The following is a 15,911-nucleotide window of genomic DNA, read 5'->3' on the forward strand; positions in this document are numbered from 1 at the left end:
ACTGCCTATGTCCCGACTGTCTATGACTCGACTGCCTATGACTCGGTGGTCTTGGGTGTCCAGCCCAGCGCTGGTCCGAGATGCTGCGCCATGTCGGTGATGATCTGCTCGTAGTCTGCCGCGTCGAAGGTAAAGGGCAACGCGAATGCCGCCTCGGTCGCTCTCTGAAAACCCTGGTGCGAGAACAGCTTTTCGGCCAGATCGGCAGACTTTCCGACGTAGTCCGGCGAGAACATCATGCCGCGCGGACCCTGCGGGCTCAGCGTCCGCTCGAAGCGCGACTGTGCGTACGCCTCGTACTTGCGTACCTGCTCAGGTGTCGCGGAGTCCGTCGGGATCACCACGAGCCCCTGCGACACCCGCGCCGACGACGGATCGGGATGGTTTGCCCGGTAGGCGTCGATGTGTTCGGCCTGAATCGTCGCGAAGTCGCGCGACGTCGTGCCCTCGATGCTGACCACCGAGGAGGTCAGGTAGTTCAGTCCGTGCTGCGCGGCCCACTTCGCCGATTCGAGTCCGCCGCCGTACCAGACACGTCCTGCCAGGCCAGGTGACTGCGGCTGCACGCTTCGGGAGAAGGTCTCGATCCCGACGGTGCCCTCGAACTCACTGACCGGTTCACCCCGCAGATGCGACAGCAGCCGAAGCACCCGGTTCTTGGAGAAGTCCTCACGGTCGTATGTGTCCGGATAGAGCGCAGTCTTGAAATCGTCGTATCTCATCGGAGTACCCACGGACACACCCGGATTGATACGACCACCGGACAGAAGATCGACCGTGGCGAGGTCTTCGGCGAGGCGGAACGGATTCTCGAGTCCGAGCGGTATCACCGCCGTACCGAGTTCGATCCGCGTCGTCCGCATCGACGCGGCCGCGAGCATCGCGACCGGCGACGAGATACCGTGCTGCAGATGCCGGTCGCGCAGCCACACGCTGTCGAAGCCGAGTTCTTCGGCCGCCTCTATCGTGCGCAGCGTCTCGAGGTGCCCCTGCCTCGGGTCGGCTTCGTCGAACCGACCGATGGTGAGGAAACCCATCTTCTGTAGCGATTGACCCTCGCGCGGCATCACATCTCCCGTCGTGATTCTGCTCTCGTGTCAGTGATACTCCGTCCGTGCCCGCTGCGCGTCGCGGAGCGTCGTCGCAGGAAATGCACGTCGATGCGACGACGTGACCACGTTCGACTTTCGCTCACGGGTATCGAAAAGTCTGCGCGTACAAGCGCCCTCGGTTACCGTGCCGGGAATGACCAGAACGGCGACGCATCGCCGACGCAACCGGGTTCGCGTCGCACCGACCGCCATGCTCCTCGCGTGCTGCATCGCCGTCGGCGTCTTCACAATCCTTCTCCCTGCACCTGCGGGAGCGGTCACGGGCGACGTCTACGCTCTGGCGAACACCTGCGTTCAGATCGTCGATCGAGGCGGCAAGAATGTGGGCGGGCAGTCGGGGCCGTTCACCGCCAAGGCCGCGGGCCTCGGCAGCTATCTCTTCTCCGGCAGGGACGGACGTCTCCTCACCGCGACTTCCGGAGCGCCGACACTCACGCCCGCCGTCAGTCCTCGCGCCCAGTGGAATGTGACAGGCAGCGGTCGCGACTTCACGCTGACACCCGCCGTCGCAGGAAGTGGCGGACCTCGAGATGTGCGCCTCACCCCGGCAACTGGATGTCGACCGTTTCCCGAACCCGAGATCGATGTGGCAGGCCCGGTCATGCGTGGCACGGATGCCCAAGGCAATCTTCGCGGCTTCGTCGACTCGCACGCGCATCTGCTCTCCGAGCAGTTTCTCGGCGGAGAACTGCACTGCGGCAAGCCTTTTGATCCGCTGGGTGTGACGGTTGCGTTGCGCGACTGCCCCGACCACGAGCCCGAGGGTATTCCCGCGGTGTCCGAGCAGGTGCTGTCGCGCCCCGGCCCGCACGCCACCGACGGCTGGCCGACATTCTCTGGTTGGCCGAGGTGGGATTCGCTGACGCACGAGCAGACCTACTACCGCTGGATCGAACGTTCGTGGCGGTCGGGACTGCGCATGATCCAGAACTACTACGTGCAGAACCGCGTGCTGTGCGAGAAGTACTGGCGTGGTGATCAGCCGTGCAACGAAATGGAATCGGTGCGCATCCAGCACCGGCTGCTGCGCCAGCTCGTCGACTACGTCGACGCCCAAAACGGCGGCCCAGGAAAGGGATTCCTGCGCATCGTGTCCTCGGCGGCAGACGCCCGTCGAGTCATCGCGGACGGCAAGGTGGCCGTGACGCTCGGCATCGAGATCTCCGAGCCGTTCGGCTGTCGCGAGGTCTCCGGTCGTTCACTGTGCTCGCGCACCGATATCGACGCGGGACTCGACGAACTGAAGTCGATGGGCATCCGCCAGGTGATCCTCACGCACAAGTTCGACAACGCGCTCGGCGGAACACGATTCGACCAGGGCGTCACCGGAACCGCGGTCAACACCGGCGAGCAGTTGTCCAACGGGCATCCGTGGCAGGTCGAGAAGTGCCAGACGGCCGAGAAGGACAACCCGGTCCTCGGCTACCCGCGCGGGCAGCAGTGCAACGTCCGCGGACTGACGTCGCTGGGCGCGTACGCGGTCAACGGGCTCATCGACCGCAACATGGCCATCGACATCGACCACTTCAGTACAAAATCGGCCGAAGCCGTCCTCGACATCATCTCCAGACGCCACTATCCGGGAGTGATCTCGTCGCACACATGGACCGACCCGCGCAACTACGGCCGCATTCTCTCCGCCGGCGGCATCGTCGGATTGTTCGCGACACCTGCCGAGGGCAAACCGGGTGAGAAGGGGCGACACGGCGATCTACCGCCCGACTACCTCTCCGCGTGGCGGGTGCTGCGCGAGCAGCGCAGTCCCGACTACTTCTTCGGCGTCGGCTTCGGCCCTGACATGGGTGGTCTGGGCGCCCAAGCACACCCGCGACCGTCAGCAAGTCGCAACCCCGTACGGTATCCGTTCCGCGGAGCCGACGGGGTCACCGAGATCAGCAGGCAGGTCTCAGGAAAACGCGTCTTCGACGTGAACGTCGACGGCACAGCACATTACGGACTACTGCCGGACTGGATCGAGAGCCTTCGCGTGCAGGCGGGACCGGTCGAGGGTCCGCGCGTCGTCGGCGACCTGTTCGCCGCCGCCGAGGCGTACACGCGGATGTGGGAACGGGTCGAGGCATACCGTGGCTGACCGGCCAGCGGCACCTGCAGACGTGCTCGGACGTCGGACACTGCTGTCGTACGCCGCGGGCAGTGTCGGCACGGGCGGTTTCGGCACGCTTCCCGGATTGGTACTGGCGTACTACCTGACCGACACCCTTGCGGTGGCGGCGACGGTTGCGTCGGTGGTCGTGGTCGCACCGAAGATCATCGACGTCGTCGTGAACCCGATCATCGGTGCCCGCTCGGACGCACGTGCCGCCCGCACCGGAAGCCGACGCTCCTTCATGCTGTTCGGGGCGCTGGCGCTCGTCCCGCTGTTCGTGCTCACGTTCCTCGTCCCACCGAGCGCGTCCCCTGCGCTGGCCGCGGCCTGGGTGTTCGTGTTCTTCACGTTGACGGCTATCGCCTACGGCTTCTTCCAGGTGCCCTACGTCGCGTTACCCGCAGAGATCACGCACGACTACCACCAACGAACCCGCCTCATCACCACACGAATCGCGGTACTCGCGCTCGCCATCTTGCTGGTCGGCGCGGGCGGCCCGGCCATCCGCGACGCTGCGGGCGGCGGCCACGTGGGCTACGCGGTCATGGCTGTCGTGGCAGCCCTGGTCCTCTGCACCGGCATGCTCATCGCGACGTTCGGCGCAGCACCCCGATCCACTCCAGCGCCGCAAGCGGCCGAACCTCCCAGAACTCGCCTGCGCGACGGAGTCGCCGCACTGGCCCAGGTGCGCAGCTTCCGACTTCTCGTCGCGCTCTTCGTGATTCAGGCACTGGCGAGCGCCGTCATGCTCGGTGGCGCGCAGTACGTAGCGACGTATCTCCTCGGCGACAAATCCGCCCTGACGTACATGTTCGTCGCGCTGGTCGGACCCGCACTGATCGTGATGCCGCTCTGGTATCGACTCGGACATCGATTCGGGAAGGTGGCCGGAGTAGTCCTGGCGTCCGCGCTGTTCATCGCGGCAACGGCGTCGTTGGTGGTCGCAGCGTGGGCACCTGGTTGGTGGATGCTGGCGTCCGTGGCGGTCGCAGGCATCGGATATGCGGGCATGCAGGCATTCCCGCTCGCGATGCTGCCCGACATCATCGAATCGGATCGCCGCACCACCGGCCATGACAGGGGTGGCGCCATGTCCGGAGTGTGGACCGCCTGTGAGACGGTTGGCCTTGCTCTGGGACCTGGCGTGTTCCTGCTGATTCTCGCGATCGGAGGGTTCGTGTCGTCGAGCGGCGATACCACAGTCGGACAACCGGATTCGGCGCTCACAGCGATCGCGCTCGCCTTCTCACTGGTACCCGCGCTCCTCGTCGCGTTCAGTCTGCTCTTCCTTCGCGGGTACCGCGACGACGCCGGCGTCGACGCTCTGTCAGCTCACCCCGACACGACAAGGCACCCCGCGCAGTGACCCGAAAGGACCGATGTCGATGACGTCTCCCGGCCCCGACGCAGCCGACCCGACACAACCACTAGCTCATGAACCAGACCTGAAGGAGCGAGCCGACGCGGCTCTGCGGGAGCTGGCTGGGTATCGGTCGACGGACGCGCCGACGCATGGCGGACGCGTGCTGTCGTACGTCTACGATTCCGGGCTCGAGGTGCTCGACGAAGTCGCGGCGTCGGCAGCACGACTGGTGCAGTCGGTCAACGGACTCGACCCGACCGTCTTCGGTTCCGTGGCAGCGATGGAACGCGATCTGATCGAGTTCGGCCGCACAACTTTTCATGGTCCGGACGCCGTCGGGTCGGTCACCTCTGGTGGCACCGAGAGCTGCCTGCTCGCCGTGAAGGCTGCCCGCGATCGCGCAGGCGCCGGACCCGGGCAGTCGTCGATGGTCCTACCGACGACCGCACACGCGGCGTTCCTCAAGGCAGCCGAATTGTTCGGTGTCGAGGCGATCCGGGTACCCGTGCCGACGGCATCGACCGCGGTGCGCGCCAACGACATCGCCGATGCCATTCGAGACGACACGATCCTCGTCGTGGCCTCGGCACCCAACTACCCGACGGGAGTGCTCGATCCGATTGCCGAGATCGCCGAGATCACCCGGTCGCGCAATCTCGCCTTCCACGTCGACGCCTGCCTCGGCGGTTTCGCACTGGCGTGGTGGGATGGTCTGCCTCCCTGGGATTTTCGAGTCGACGGCGTCACCAGTCTCTCCGCCGACCTGCACAAGTACGGCTACGCGCCAAAGGGCTCGTCGCTCCTGCTGCACCGCGACCGCGACCGACACCGCGCCCAGTTCTTCTCCATCACCGACTGGCCCGGCTACCCGATCGTCAATCCGACGCTGCTCGGCTCCCGCTCCGCTGCGGGACTCGCCTCGGCATGGGCGGTCAGCCGAACGCTGGGTGCCGACGGGTACGCCGCACTCACGGGACGAATCCGACACGCCTTCGATGCCGTCGTCACAGCCATCGACGGAATCGACGGGCTACGCGTCGTCGGCGCGCCGTCGGGACCGGTGCTCGCCGTACGCACCGACCCCGAGGCGTCCGAACCCGTCGACACCCACCTGTGGGGCTCTGCGGTGTCTGCCCGCGGATTCGCATTGCAGGCTCAGCCCGCATTCACGCAGCCGGACGGCACAGTCCTGCCTGCCACCACACACCTGACGATCACACCGGTCACCGATTCGGTCGTCGACGAACTCGTCGAGGTTCTCTCGCTCGCGGCCGAGGAGGTCCGCGGCGCGCCCGCTCGGCTGGCGCCCGAGGCCCTACGTGAACTGGCCGGAGCATTCGACAGCGGCGCCGTCACTCTCGACCAGGCGCTCGCGTTGCCCAGTGCTGCAGCGGAAGAGGTTCTGATTGCCGCCGGGATCGACCCACATCGGCATGGTGGGGCGTCGGACCTGGACATGCCCGCGATCATCGCGGCCGTCGAATCGTTGCCACGCCCCGTCACCGCCCGTCTGCTCGCCGAGTTCCTCGCGGCGTATTGCAGCCCATAGATTGAGTCGGCTCGCCGACAGCGACATTGAGTCGGCTCGCCGACGGGACAACATTGAGTCGGCTCGCCGACAGTGACAACGTGGACAGCGTGACCATCTCCTCGCTCCACGACGACAACCACCGCTCCTTCGCCAGCGACAACTACGCCGGAATCCATCCCGACGTGTTCGCAGCGCTCGCAGCCGCCAACGGCGGACACCAGTCTCCGTATGGCGCAGACGAGTACACGCGCAGCCTGCGCGACGTCGTTCGTGGTCACTTCGGCGATCGTGCCGAGGTCTACCCGCTCTTCAATGGCACGGGCGCGAACGTCGTCGCATTGTCGGCGCTTCTCCCGCGTTGGGGTGCTGTCATCGCGCCTTCCAGCGCACACATCAACACCTCTGAAGGTGCTGCGCCCGAGCGTCTTTCGGGCATCAAGGTGATCGGCATGAGCACCGACGACGGCAAGCTGACACCCTCGCAGATCGAGGCAGGGGCGGCCGCGCTGGGCGACGAGCAACTCGCACAGCCCCTGGCCGTCAGCATCACACAGGTGACCGAACTCGGAACCCTGTACACGGCAGCAGAAATCGCCGACCTCAGTGAGACGGCACACCGATTCGGAATGGCAGTACATGTCGACGGGTCGCGGCTCTGGAACGCCGCCGCCGCTCTGCGACAACCGTTTCGGGAGTTCCTCACCGACGCCGGCGTCGACATCGTCAGCCTCGGCGGGACGAAGAACGGAACCATGGCCGCCGAGGCGGTCGTCGTCATCGAACCCGACCGGGCACCCGGCGTCGGATTCCTCCGAAAGTCGACCACCCAACTGTCGAGCAAGATGCGGTTCACCTCCGCACAGTTACTCGCGCTGTTCGACGGTGATCTCGGTCTCCGAAACGCCGCGCACGCCAACGCTCTGGCGGCGCGGTTACGCGCCGAGCTGGAGAAGGGCATCGACGACGGCTCCCTGCCCGGGCTCACGCTGACCCAGAAGACGGAGTCCAACACCGTCTTCGCCCGACTGCCCGTCGAGATCGCCGACCGCATCCGCGAACGCGTGCACTTCTACGACTGGGACCGAAGCGTCGGCGAGGTGCGCTGGATGACCGCGTGGGACACGACCACCGACGACGTCGACCGTTTCGTCGACGCCATCCGGTGGGGATTCGCGACGAAGTAGTCGTGCTCGCCGCGGCCCTGTCACATCTGAGCGCTGTCACATCTGTGCGCTGTCACTCGTCAACAAGGTGTGAGTCAACAACACGACACTGCGGACCGGAACACAACGGACTGGGACAAGCCAACCGGAAACGAGGTGGTGACATGGTTCTGAACTCGGCTGATCGCGCCCACGAATTCGAGGCGGAAAGACCACGCCTTGTCCGCGTGGCCGGCCGCATCCTGGGCGACGACGCCGAAGCCCAGGATGTGGTGCAGCAGGCATGGCTGCGAATGAACTCGACCGAGACCGACATCGACAATCTGCCGGCATGGCTGACCACCGTCACCAGCAGGCTGTGTCTCGACCGGCTGCGAGCGCGAATCCCCGAGGCAGCAGAACCCGCGATCGACGAGCACTCCGAAGATCCCGATCCCGCTGACGTGATCGCGCTGTCGGATTCAGTGGGGATCGCGCTCACCGTGGTTCTCGACCGCCTGTCACCGGCCGAACGCGTCGCGTTCGTCATGCATGACACGTTTGGTTTCGAATTCGCGACCATCGCGTCAGCACTCGAGATCACGCCGACTGCCGCACGCAAACTCGCCTCGAGAGCCAGGGCGAAAGTACGCCAACCCGCGGCCGACGACGCCCTCGCCGACTGGGAGGTCGTCGACGCGTTCATGACAGCGGCCCGCGAAGGCGACTTCGAGCGTCTTCTCGAACTCCTGGCCCCCGATGCCCAGGTCAGAGCCGACGAGGTTGCCATAGCCACCGGCACGCCCGCGCAGATCGACGGCCGACGCAGCATCGCCGACTTCTTCAACGGGAGCGCCAAGGCCGCGCTGGCGGTCTTCGTCGACGATCGCCCGGCGTCGGCGTGGTTCCATCGCGGCACGGCGATGGTTCTGTTCGACTTCGACGTGGTCGACGGCACGGTCTCTCGGATCACGTTCCGCGCCGATCAGGACGTTCTCGACCGCGTTGTCCGGCGCGAGAAGAACGAGCACCGCGCCTGACCTCGTTCGGTCACATTCGAGGCCGCCGATTCGTCATCCCTATGCAGCACCACAACCGGCCGCGTGACAAAGAACCGGCCATGTCACTGAGGAGATCCAATGAAGACCATGACCTGCACGCAGCTCGGAGGTCCGTGCGGACTGGCGCACCACGGCGCGACCGCGGACGAGATCATCAACGCGCAGGACCAGCACCTCAAGGATGCCGAAAAGGCCGGCGACGCAACGCATCAGGATGCCCGCGACGCGATGAAAGGTCGCTGGCGCCACCCTCGTCAGTCGATGGGTTGGTACAAGGGCGTCAAGCAGACGTTCGCCGGGCTGCCCGAGGACTGATCAGGTCAGCGTGTGAAAAGCGCGGTCGCGGTAGACGATCGGCGGTTGTGTCGACGATCCGAGCCGCGTCTCGAGCACTTCGGCCACGACGAGGGTCGACGACCCCACCGCGATCGTCTCGACGATGACACAACGCAACGCCGCGTGTGCATCGCGCAGGATCGGCTCGCCCGACTCGAAGCTGGTCCAGCCCTGGTTCGTCGTGAATCGGGGTGCTCCCGGACGTGCAAAGGCGTCGGCAACGTCGACGTGTCGGGCGTCGAGCAGACTGATGCCGATGGTGTCTGCGCCGAGGACCGCGCCGGCACTCCCCCGCGAACTGGTCACGGAGAACGACACGGCGAATGGGTCGACCGACACCGACGCCAAACTCGACACCGTCAGGCCCGCGAGACCCTCAGACGTCTCGGCGGCGACGATGGCAACCCCCGCGGGGTGGAGACGAAACGCGGTGGTGAAGGCAATGCGCGCATCCACCGCGTCAGACAGTGACTGCATACCGTCGACAATAAAACCTCAAGGGCACTTCAAGTCCATGAGATGGGATGCAAATCACCCCGCGGGAGCTGCCTATATCGTCACTCGAGCACGAACACCGGGATCTGACGATCGGTCTTGGTCTGGTACTCGGCGTAGGGCGGGAAGGCGGCCACCGCGAGTTCCCACCAATGCGCACGCTCGTCGCCCTCGACCTCGCGGGCGGTGAGTTCGTACACCTTGTCGCCGTCCTGGGCTGTGACCTGTGGGTGCGCCTTGACGTTGAAGTACCACGCCGGATGTTCGGGAGCGCCGCCCTTCGACGCGACCATGGCGTACTTGCCGTTCTCCTCGACGCGCATCAACGGTGTGTACCGCTTCTTCCCCGACTTGGCGCCCGTCGTGGTGAACAGCACGACGGGACGATCGGCGACCTGCACGCCGTCGGTTGTCCCCTGCTCGAGAATCTTCTTGGTCTGATCGCGTACCCAGTCGCTCGGGCTCAATTCCGGTTGTTCGCTCATGGCTCACACAACACTCGTCGTACCGCGCTGATTCCGCATCGGCGCAACGTTTCGATCACGAGTGGTAGGCATGAAAGGGGACCCGACGCGGAAGGACCAGCGACATGGCCATTGCCACCATCAATCCGGCGACCGGAGAAACTGTCCGGGAGTTCGATTCCCTGACAGAAGCGCAAGTCGACGAGGCGCTCGACCGCGCGGTCAGTGGATTCGCCAGCTATCGCACGACGTCGTTCGAGCAGCGGGCGACCTGGCTGCGTGCCACCGCCGACCTGCTCGAAGCCGAAGCGGACGGTGTCGCGGCAATGATGACCGAGGAGATGGGCAAGACCGTTGCCTCCGCCAAGGCAGAAACACTGAAGTGCGCGAAGGGTTTTCGCTACTACGCCGACCACGGTGCCGCCATGCTTGCCGACGAACCCGCCGACGCCGAGGCCGTTGGCGCCAGTCGCGCATATATGCGCTACCAGCCACTCGGCGTCGTACTGGCGATCATGCCGTGGAACTTCCCGCTCTGGCAGGCGGTGCGCTTCGCGGCACCCGCGTTGATGGCAGGCAATGTCGGCATCCTCAAGCACGCCTCCAACGTTCCGCAGTCCGCGTTGTATCTCGAAGACGTCCTGCGTCGAGCCGGCTTTCCGGAGGGCTGCTTCCAGACACTCCTGATCGGTTCGGGAATGATCGAGTCGATCCTGCGCGACCCGCGGGTCGCCGCAGCGACGTTGACCGGAAGCGAGCCAGCGGGTCGATCGGTGGCCGCGATCGCGGGTGACGAGGTCAAGCACACCGTGCTCGAACTCGGAGGAAGCGACCCCTACATCGTCATGCCCAGCGCCGACATCGCGGCCGCAGCGAAGACCGCCGTCACGGCACGAGTGCAGAACAACGGCCAATCCTGTATCGCCGCAAAACGATTCATCGTCCACGCCGATGTGTACGACCAGTTCGTCGACGCGTTCACCGAAGGATTTCGCGGGCTCGTCATCGGAGATCCCACCGACGGGGCCACCGACGTCGGACCGCTCGCCACCGAACAGGGACGCACCGATCTCGAAGAACTCGTCGACGACGCGGTGGGCAAGGGCGCGAAGGTACTCATCGGGGGCAGCCGGGTCGAGCGGCCCGGATGGTTCTACGAACCGACGATCCTCGCCGACATCACCGACGACATGGAGATCTACTCCGCCGAAGCGTTCGGCCCGGTCGCAGCGCTTTATCGAGTCGAGAACATCGACGAGGCGATTGCGATCGCCAACGACACCACCTTCGGCCTCGGCGGAAACGCCTGGACCACCGACACCGCCGAACAGGATCAATTCATCGACCGGATCGAATCGGGCCAGGTGTTCATCAATGGCATGACCACCTCGTATCCCGAACTGGGATTCGGTGGAATCAAGCGGTCGGGCAACGGCCGCGAACTGACCTCCCACGGCATGCACGAGTTCTGCAACATCAAGACGGTCTGGATTGCCTGATCAGGCGGCTTGATCGTCAGATCGTCTGGTGAGGGGTCACACGCCTGCACCGGGCGCGCCCGCCTCGGCTTGCGGCAGACATCGTCGCCCTCGTGAAAGGCGACTTCAGGCCGCAAGTTGCGGAGTCGTAGGCTTGATGAGTGGTTGATTTTGCATATGTCATCGCCGGTTCGGAAGCGACTGGCGGCGCCGGGATCCAAGTCGATCTGAAGACTTTCCAGGAGCTGGGTGTCTACGGAGTCGGCACCATCACCTGCATCGTCTCGTTCGATCCGAAGAACGGCTGGGCACACCGGTTCGTCCCTGTCGAACCGCAGGTCATCGCGGACCAGATCGAAGCGGCCACCGCCACCCACGATCTCGACGTGGTGAAGGTGGGCATGCTCGGTACGCCTGCGACCATCGACGTCGTCGCCGATGCCCTCGCCGCTCGGGAGTGGCGTCACGTCGTGGTCGATCCCGTCCTCATCTGCAAGGGGCAGGAGCCTGGAGCTGCCCTCGACACCGATACCGCGTTGCGCGAGAAGATCATTCCGCTCGCGACAGTTGTCACCCCGAATCTCTTCGAGGCGCAGATCCTCTCCGGGATGGACGAGATCACCAGCGTCGAGGATCTCGCTGAGGCCGCGCGCCGGATCGCCGATCTCGGGCCGAAGTACGTCATCGCGAAGGGCGGCGTCGAACTTCCCGGCGACGACGCCGTCGACGTGCTGTTCGACGGCACAGACGTGACCGTGCTGGCTGCGCCGAAAGTCGGGTCGGAGCGTGTCTCCGGGGCGGGCTGCACGCTCGCTGCCGCCATAACCGCCGAGTTGGCAAAGGGCGCCGAGGTCGGAGACGCTGTCGCGTTCGCCAAGGAGTTCACCACAGCGGGAATCAACGGCCGCGTGTCGGCGCACACGCCGTTCGACACCGTGTGGCAGGGCGCTTTCGTGGACGCGCTCGAGGGCTGAGCTGCACACTTTCACCGTGAGTCAGGGCGATCTGGCTCGACGTCAAGGGTTGCGCCCAGCGGACGCGAATGGCCATGGGTGCGACGTCGTCGACGTTGCAGAAAGAGTCACATACGCGACGACTCAGGGAGCATCGAATGACCGGAGCACTGTCCACCTCGACGACACCAGCCGACGGCGACTTCGCCGACGAATGGCAGCAGTGGCACACCATTCGCGAGCGTGACCTCGCTGCTCCGCTTGGATGGCTGTCGATCAACCGCCTCGAATGGCTCGACACCGAACCGTCGCGTTTCGAGGGACTGCCGGGAACCTGGTGGTTCGACGGCCCGACCGCCCACCTTCGACCAGGCGACGGCGAGTCTTTCGACGCCCGCGATTTCGACCTCGAACCGACCGGCCCGGGCGAGGTTGTGGACATCGACGACGTGCACATCGAGGTCGCACGTCGCGGCGACGGCTATCTGATCCGCGTGCACGACGAGAACGCGCCCACGGTGCGCAATTTTCGTGGCGTGCCGGCGTATGACGCCGATCTCGCGTGGGTCGTCGAAGCGCGGTTCGAGCCATACGAACAGCCGCGGCCGGTCACCGTCGGCGCAGTCGCGGAGGGCTTGGCCCACGTGTACGTCTCCCCCGGTGACCTGGTCTTTGACCACGACGGGCAGCAGCGTCGACTCATCGCCTTCAACGGCAAGCAGGGCGGGCTGAGCGTCCTGTTCACAGACGCCACCTCGGGAATCACCACGTACGCGGCGAATCGAAGCCTGGCCGTCGAGGCTGCCGACGAGGTTCTGCGCAACGGCGGACGTGTGGTGCTCGACTTCAATCGCGCGACCAATCTGCCGTGCGCGTTCATCGACTTCGCCACGTGCCCGCTACCGCCCGCGGGCAACCACCTCGATGTCGAGGTCACCGCCGGCGAGAAGACGCCGTACGAGCGCTCGGCTCAGTAAAGCCACGGTCGGTACGCTTCGTCGCCGAACTCTTCGTCCGGAATGTCGTCGAGGCCCGCCATCACCTGTTTGGCGAGCTTCGCGGTGCTCGGCACTCTGGTGGGTTCCCACGTCTCGGGCTTCCAGAGTTCGGATCGCATAAACGCTTTGGAGCAGTGGAAAAACACCTCCTCGATGTCGACTTCGACGGCGAGGATGGGTCGCCTGCCGCGGACCGCGAGCTGATCGAAGTACGGACCGTCGTCGACGATGCGTGCCGATCCGTTGACCCGCAAGGTATCGCCGCGCCCAGGAATCACCGCGATCGCGCCGATGTGCGGATTGCTGAGAAGGTTTTCGTAACCGTCCACCCGCCGATTGCCGGGGCGCTCCGGGATCGCGATGGTGCGTTCGTCGATGACGTGCACCACCTTGCCCGCAGGGTCGCCCTTGGGTGACACATCGACACGCCCCGACGCGTCGGATGTGGCCAGGAAGATCATCGGTGTCGCAGCGAGCCAGTCGATGTGCGCCGACAGCAGCTGCGACATGGCCTTGTTCGCGATGATCTCTGCCGGATGTCCGACGATCTCCCGCAACTGTGCCTGCGTGGTGATCTGCATACCCTCCATGATGCCCAGTCGACTCGATGCCCAGTCAACTCGATACGCGGTCACCCGGCTGCGGCGGTCGGCAGCTCCATGTCCAGTTGAAAGCCGGCGGCCGTGCGCTGCGCCCGAATCGTGCCACCGTGCGCTTCGACGATGCCTCGCACGATCGCGAGGCCCAGACCTGCGCCAGTCGTCGCGGAGTCATCGCGGTCAGATGTGCGCGCGGTGTCCGCGCGGCTGCTGTCAGCGTTTCAGCTCTGCAACTACTGGTCGGCGGATCAGCTCGTCACGCAATACCCGGTCATGCTTGCGCTCTCTGTAGCCGTCGCGGCATTCGCGTCGTCGGCGTCACGAATAAACCTGCGCACCACGCTGGCGGCCGTCAACCCGCATCACACGTCGTCGCTACCGATAGGTCACCACGAGCGGCGCGTGGTCTGATAATCGCTGCGCCGGTGACGGTTCTTTGTCCACTGTCACCGACACCGCACGGCGAGCCAGACCTGGCGTGGCGAGCTGGTGGTCGACGCGCCAGCCAACGTCCTTGGCGAACGACTCCCCCGCCCAGCTCCACCAGGTCAGCGGTCCGGGTCGGTCGCCGTAGACCTGCCGGACCACGTCAACGAGTCGACGCGACCCGAGGACCGCGTCGAACCAGGCGCGGTCTTCGGGCAGAAAGCCGTCCATCGACCGGGCCGCACGCCAGTTGGTCACGTCGTATTCGGTGTGAGCGATGTTGAGATCCCCGACGAGCAGAAACTCCCGACCGTCACGGTGGGCCGACAGGCGATTTCGGTTCAGCTCGCGGCCAAAAGCGCTCAGGAATCGCTGCTTGCGTTCGTACTTCGCTCCACCGTCGGGTGCGTCGCGCATGGCTCCTGCTCGTTGACGATGCGCGGGCAGTCCACCCTTCGGTAGGTAGAGGCACCCGACGGTGACAGGTCGGTCGGCGAGGTCGACCTCGATATACCTTCCATGCGTGGCGAACTCGTTGAGGCCGCGTGCTTTCGGCGGATCGGTCAGCCAGGTCCGCACTCCGGTCGGTGGTGTCTTGGTCAGAATCGCCACGCCGTTGCGACCGGCGATCGATCCGACGTCGAGCGCGACCGAGTAGCCGGGAAAACTGCCGACTTCCGTTGCCGGAGAGCGCAGTTCCTGAAGCGCCACGACGTCGGGATTTCGTTCTGCCAACCACCCGTCGAATCCCCGACGTCGCGCTGCTCGAATCCCGTTGACGTTGAACGACACCACGGTGAACGGGTCAGGCCGGTCGTCGGACGTGGACCCGGCGTCGTTCATCGCGTGTGAGTGCCGACGTTGATCACTCGACCGTCGGACGCCCGGTAGAAGAATCGTGTGACGCCCCACGGTTCGTCGGTCAGTGGGTGCACGATCTCCACTCCTGCGTCACGAGCCCGGGCGAGCGCTTCTCGGACGTCGTCGACGAAGATCGAGACGTCGGGGTTGACCGGCGCGGATGCGTCGGCGGTCATGATGCTGAGCTGGTGCCCGTCGTCGTCTCCCAGAGTCACGATCCACCCGTGATCCATGAGGACGCGCAAGCCGAGAATCGCAGAATGCTCGGCAACGGCCTGGTGGAGATCCGAGACGGTGAGATTGGGGACCACTCGATCAACGTGCATGCTCCCACTCTCTCACCGACGGTCTGGTCCGACGGCGCGGGCTGCAGTCAATGGCGGTCGTAGGTGAGGACCCGTACGCCGCCGGGCAGATGGGTCTCGTCGACCGAGGTGAACAGGGTCGGCGCGAACGGCCCGTTGAACAGCGGCACCCCACTGCCGATGATCGACGGGTTCACTTTGAGCACCAGTCTGTCGATCTCGGGAAGCAACGCATGTGCCAGCGTTCCGCCGCCGACGAGCCAAATGTCGAGTCCCTCTTCGCGTTTGAGTTCGCGCACTATCTGGGCGGGTTCGTCTCGCACGATCTCCACCGCACCAGAGTTGTTCTCGGGAAGCGTCGTGGAGAACACCAGGTGGCGAAGATGCGGATACACGTCGTCGATACTCTCGGCAAGACCGAGCTCATACGATGCACGCCCCTCGACGACGGTGTCGAAAACTGTTCCTGCACCGTCGATTCCGAGTGCTTCGCGCGCAGGCCCCGGTAGCGTCTCGGGATAGTTCTCGACGATGAACTGCACAACGTCGTCGGTGATCGGGAAGAAGTCGGCGCCGGAAGGGTCGCCACCGTCGGGTCCTGCGATGAATCCGTCGAGCGTCGTTGCCACGTAGTAGACGAGTCTGCGCATCGGTTGATTCTCGCAGAACGGACGTCGATC

17 protein-coding genes and 1 pseudogene are annotated in these 15,911 nt (G+C 65.2%); 10 read left to right on the forward strand and 8 right to left on the reverse strand.

The annotated features are described in order from the left end of the window. Positions 1-35: 35 nt before the first annotated feature. The gene (locus ACRVY7_RS13925) at positions 36-1,067 is read right to left on the reverse strand and encodes an LLM class flavin-dependent oxidoreductase (protein WP_431817461.1); all 1,032 of its coding nucleotides are present in this window, start codon (positions 1,065-1,067) and stop codon (positions 36-38) included. Positions 1,068-1,245: 178 nt separating this feature from the next. Here ACRVY7_RS13925 and ACRVY7_RS13930 point away from each other — a divergent pair, with 178 nt between their 5' ends. From ACRVY7_RS13930 to ACRVY7_RS13955, 6 genes are all read left to right on the forward strand, one after another. Beyond that, the gene (locus ACRVY7_RS13930) at positions 1,246-3,204 is read left to right on the forward strand and encodes a sphingolipid ceramide N-deacylase (RefSeq protein WP_431817462.1); all 1,959 of its coding nucleotides are present in this window, start codon (positions 1,246-1,248) and stop codon (positions 3,202-3,204) included. Next, the gene (locus ACRVY7_RS13935) at positions 3,197-4,585 is read left to right on the forward strand and encodes an MFS transporter (RefSeq protein WP_431817463.1); all 1,389 of its coding nucleotides are present in this window, start codon (positions 3,197-3,199) and stop codon (positions 4,583-4,585) included. The genes ACRVY7_RS13930 and ACRVY7_RS13935 overlap by 8 nt, the downstream gene beginning before the upstream one ends. A gap of 19 nt (positions 4,586-4,604) precedes the next feature. Beyond that, positions 4,605-6,131 (forward strand): pyridoxal phosphate-dependent decarboxylase family protein, encoded by a 1,527-nt coding sequence (locus ACRVY7_RS13940; protein ID WP_431817464.1) that lies wholly within the window; start codon positions 4,605-4,607, stop codon positions 6,129-6,131. An 89-nt stretch (positions 6,132-6,220) separates the two neighbouring features. Beyond that, on the forward strand, positions 6,221-7,297 hold the full coding sequence (locus tag ACRVY7_RS13945; RefSeq protein ID WP_431817465.1) for a threonine aldolase family protein: 1,077 nt from the start codon (positions 6,221-6,223) through the stop codon (positions 7,295-7,297). A 143-nt stretch (positions 7,298-7,440) separates the two neighbouring features. Further along, positions 7,441-8,295: a sigma-70 family RNA polymerase sigma factor gene (locus tag ACRVY7_RS13950; protein WP_431817466.1), complete on the forward strand. Its 855-nt coding sequence runs from the start codon at positions 7,441-7,443 to the stop codon at positions 8,293-8,295. A 99-nt stretch (positions 8,296-8,394) separates the two neighbouring features. Continuing rightward, the gene (locus ACRVY7_RS13955) at positions 8,395-8,631 is read left to right on the forward strand and encodes a hypothetical protein (protein WP_431817467.1); all 237 of its coding nucleotides are present in this window, start codon (positions 8,395-8,397) and stop codon (positions 8,629-8,631) included. On the opposite strand, the gene ACRVY7_RS13960 is transcribed toward ACRVY7_RS13955, so the two are convergent. After that, the gene (locus tag ACRVY7_RS13960; protein WP_431817468.1) at positions 8,632-9,129 is read right to left on the reverse strand and encodes a flavin reductase family protein; all 498 of its coding nucleotides are present in this window, start codon (positions 9,127-9,129) and stop codon (positions 8,632-8,634) included. Between the two features lie 80 nt (positions 9,130-9,209). After that, the gene (locus ACRVY7_RS13965) at positions 9,210-9,632 is read right to left on the reverse strand and encodes a nitroreductase family deazaflavin-dependent oxidoreductase (RefSeq protein ID WP_049700763.1); all 423 of its coding nucleotides are present in this window, start codon (positions 9,630-9,632) and stop codon (positions 9,210-9,212) included. 104 nt (positions 9,633-9,736) lie between these two features. Between ACRVY7_RS13965 and ACRVY7_RS13970 the strand changes: the two genes are divergently transcribed. From ACRVY7_RS13970 to ACRVY7_RS13980, 3 genes are all read left to right on the forward strand, one after another. Beyond that, entirely contained in the window at positions 9,737-11,110 is a 1,374-nt protein-coding gene (locus ACRVY7_RS13970) for an NADP-dependent succinic semialdehyde dehydrogenase (protein WP_431817469.1), read from the forward strand. 140 nt (positions 11,111-11,250) lie between these two features. Continuing rightward, positions 11,251-12,063 carry a bifunctional hydroxymethylpyrimidine kinase/phosphomethylpyrimidine kinase gene (gene thiD, locus ACRVY7_RS13975; protein ID WP_431817470.1) on the forward strand — a complete coding sequence of 271 codons (813 nt, stop codon included), beginning with the start codon at positions 11,251-11,253 and terminating at the stop codon, positions 12,061-12,063. Positions 12,064-12,200: 137 nt separating this feature from the next. Further along, entirely contained in the window at positions 12,201-13,019 is an 819-nt protein-coding gene (locus ACRVY7_RS13980) for a DUF1684 domain-containing protein (protein WP_431817471.1), read from the forward strand. Here ACRVY7_RS13980 and ACRVY7_RS13985 read toward each other — a convergent pair. Together ACRVY7_RS13985 and ACRVY7_RS13990 are read right to left on the reverse strand one after the other, a co-directional pair. Continuing rightward, the gene (locus ACRVY7_RS13985; protein ID WP_431817472.1) at positions 13,013-13,621 is read right to left on the reverse strand and encodes an MSMEG_1061 family FMN-dependent PPOX-type flavoprotein; all 609 of its coding nucleotides are present in this window, start codon (positions 13,619-13,621) and stop codon (positions 13,013-13,015) included. The two genes, ACRVY7_RS13980 and ACRVY7_RS13985, sit on opposite strands and share 7 nt — an antisense overlap. 50 nt (positions 13,622-13,671) lie before the next feature. Further along, positions 13,672-13,845: pseudogene (locus ACRVY7_RS13990) on the reverse strand (ATP-binding protein); the annotation flags it as partial. On the opposite strand from ACRVY7_RS13990, the gene ACRVY7_RS13995 reads away from it, so the two are divergent. Further along, entirely contained in the window at positions 13,835-14,050 is a 216-nt protein-coding gene (locus tag ACRVY7_RS13995; protein WP_431817473.1) for a hypothetical protein, read from the forward strand. The pseudogene ACRVY7_RS13990 and the gene ACRVY7_RS13995 sit on opposite strands and share 11 nt — an antisense overlap. Here ACRVY7_RS13995 and ACRVY7_RS14000 read toward each other — a convergent pair. The 3 genes from ACRVY7_RS14000 to ACRVY7_RS14010 are packed head-to-tail and all read right to left on the reverse strand — an operon-like array spanning position 14,015 to position 15,881. Continuing rightward, entirely contained in the window at positions 14,015-14,908 is an 894-nt protein-coding gene (locus ACRVY7_RS14000; protein WP_431817474.1) for an exodeoxyribonuclease III, read from the reverse strand. The two genes, ACRVY7_RS13995 and ACRVY7_RS14000, sit on opposite strands and share 36 nt — an antisense overlap. After that, complete coding sequence (locus ACRVY7_RS14005) at positions 14,905-15,252, reverse strand: VOC family protein (RefSeq protein ID WP_431817475.1); 348 nt, start codon at positions 15,250-15,252, stop codon at positions 14,905-14,907. Before ACRVY7_RS14005 ends, ACRVY7_RS14000 begins: the two co-directional genes overlap by 4 nt. 47 nt (positions 15,253-15,299) lie before the next feature. Continuing rightward, positions 15,300-15,881 (reverse strand): dihydrofolate reductase family protein, encoded by a 582-nt coding sequence (locus ACRVY7_RS14010; RefSeq protein WP_431817476.1) that lies wholly within the window; start codon positions 15,879-15,881, stop codon positions 15,300-15,302. Between the last annotated feature and the right edge of the window lie 30 nt (positions 15,882-15,911).

The sequence above is a fragment of the Gordonia jacobaea genome, from assembly GCF_965344965.1.
Taxonomy (GTDB): domain Bacteria; phylum Actinomycetota; class Actinomycetes; order Mycobacteriales; family Mycobacteriaceae; genus Gordonia; species Gordonia jacobaea.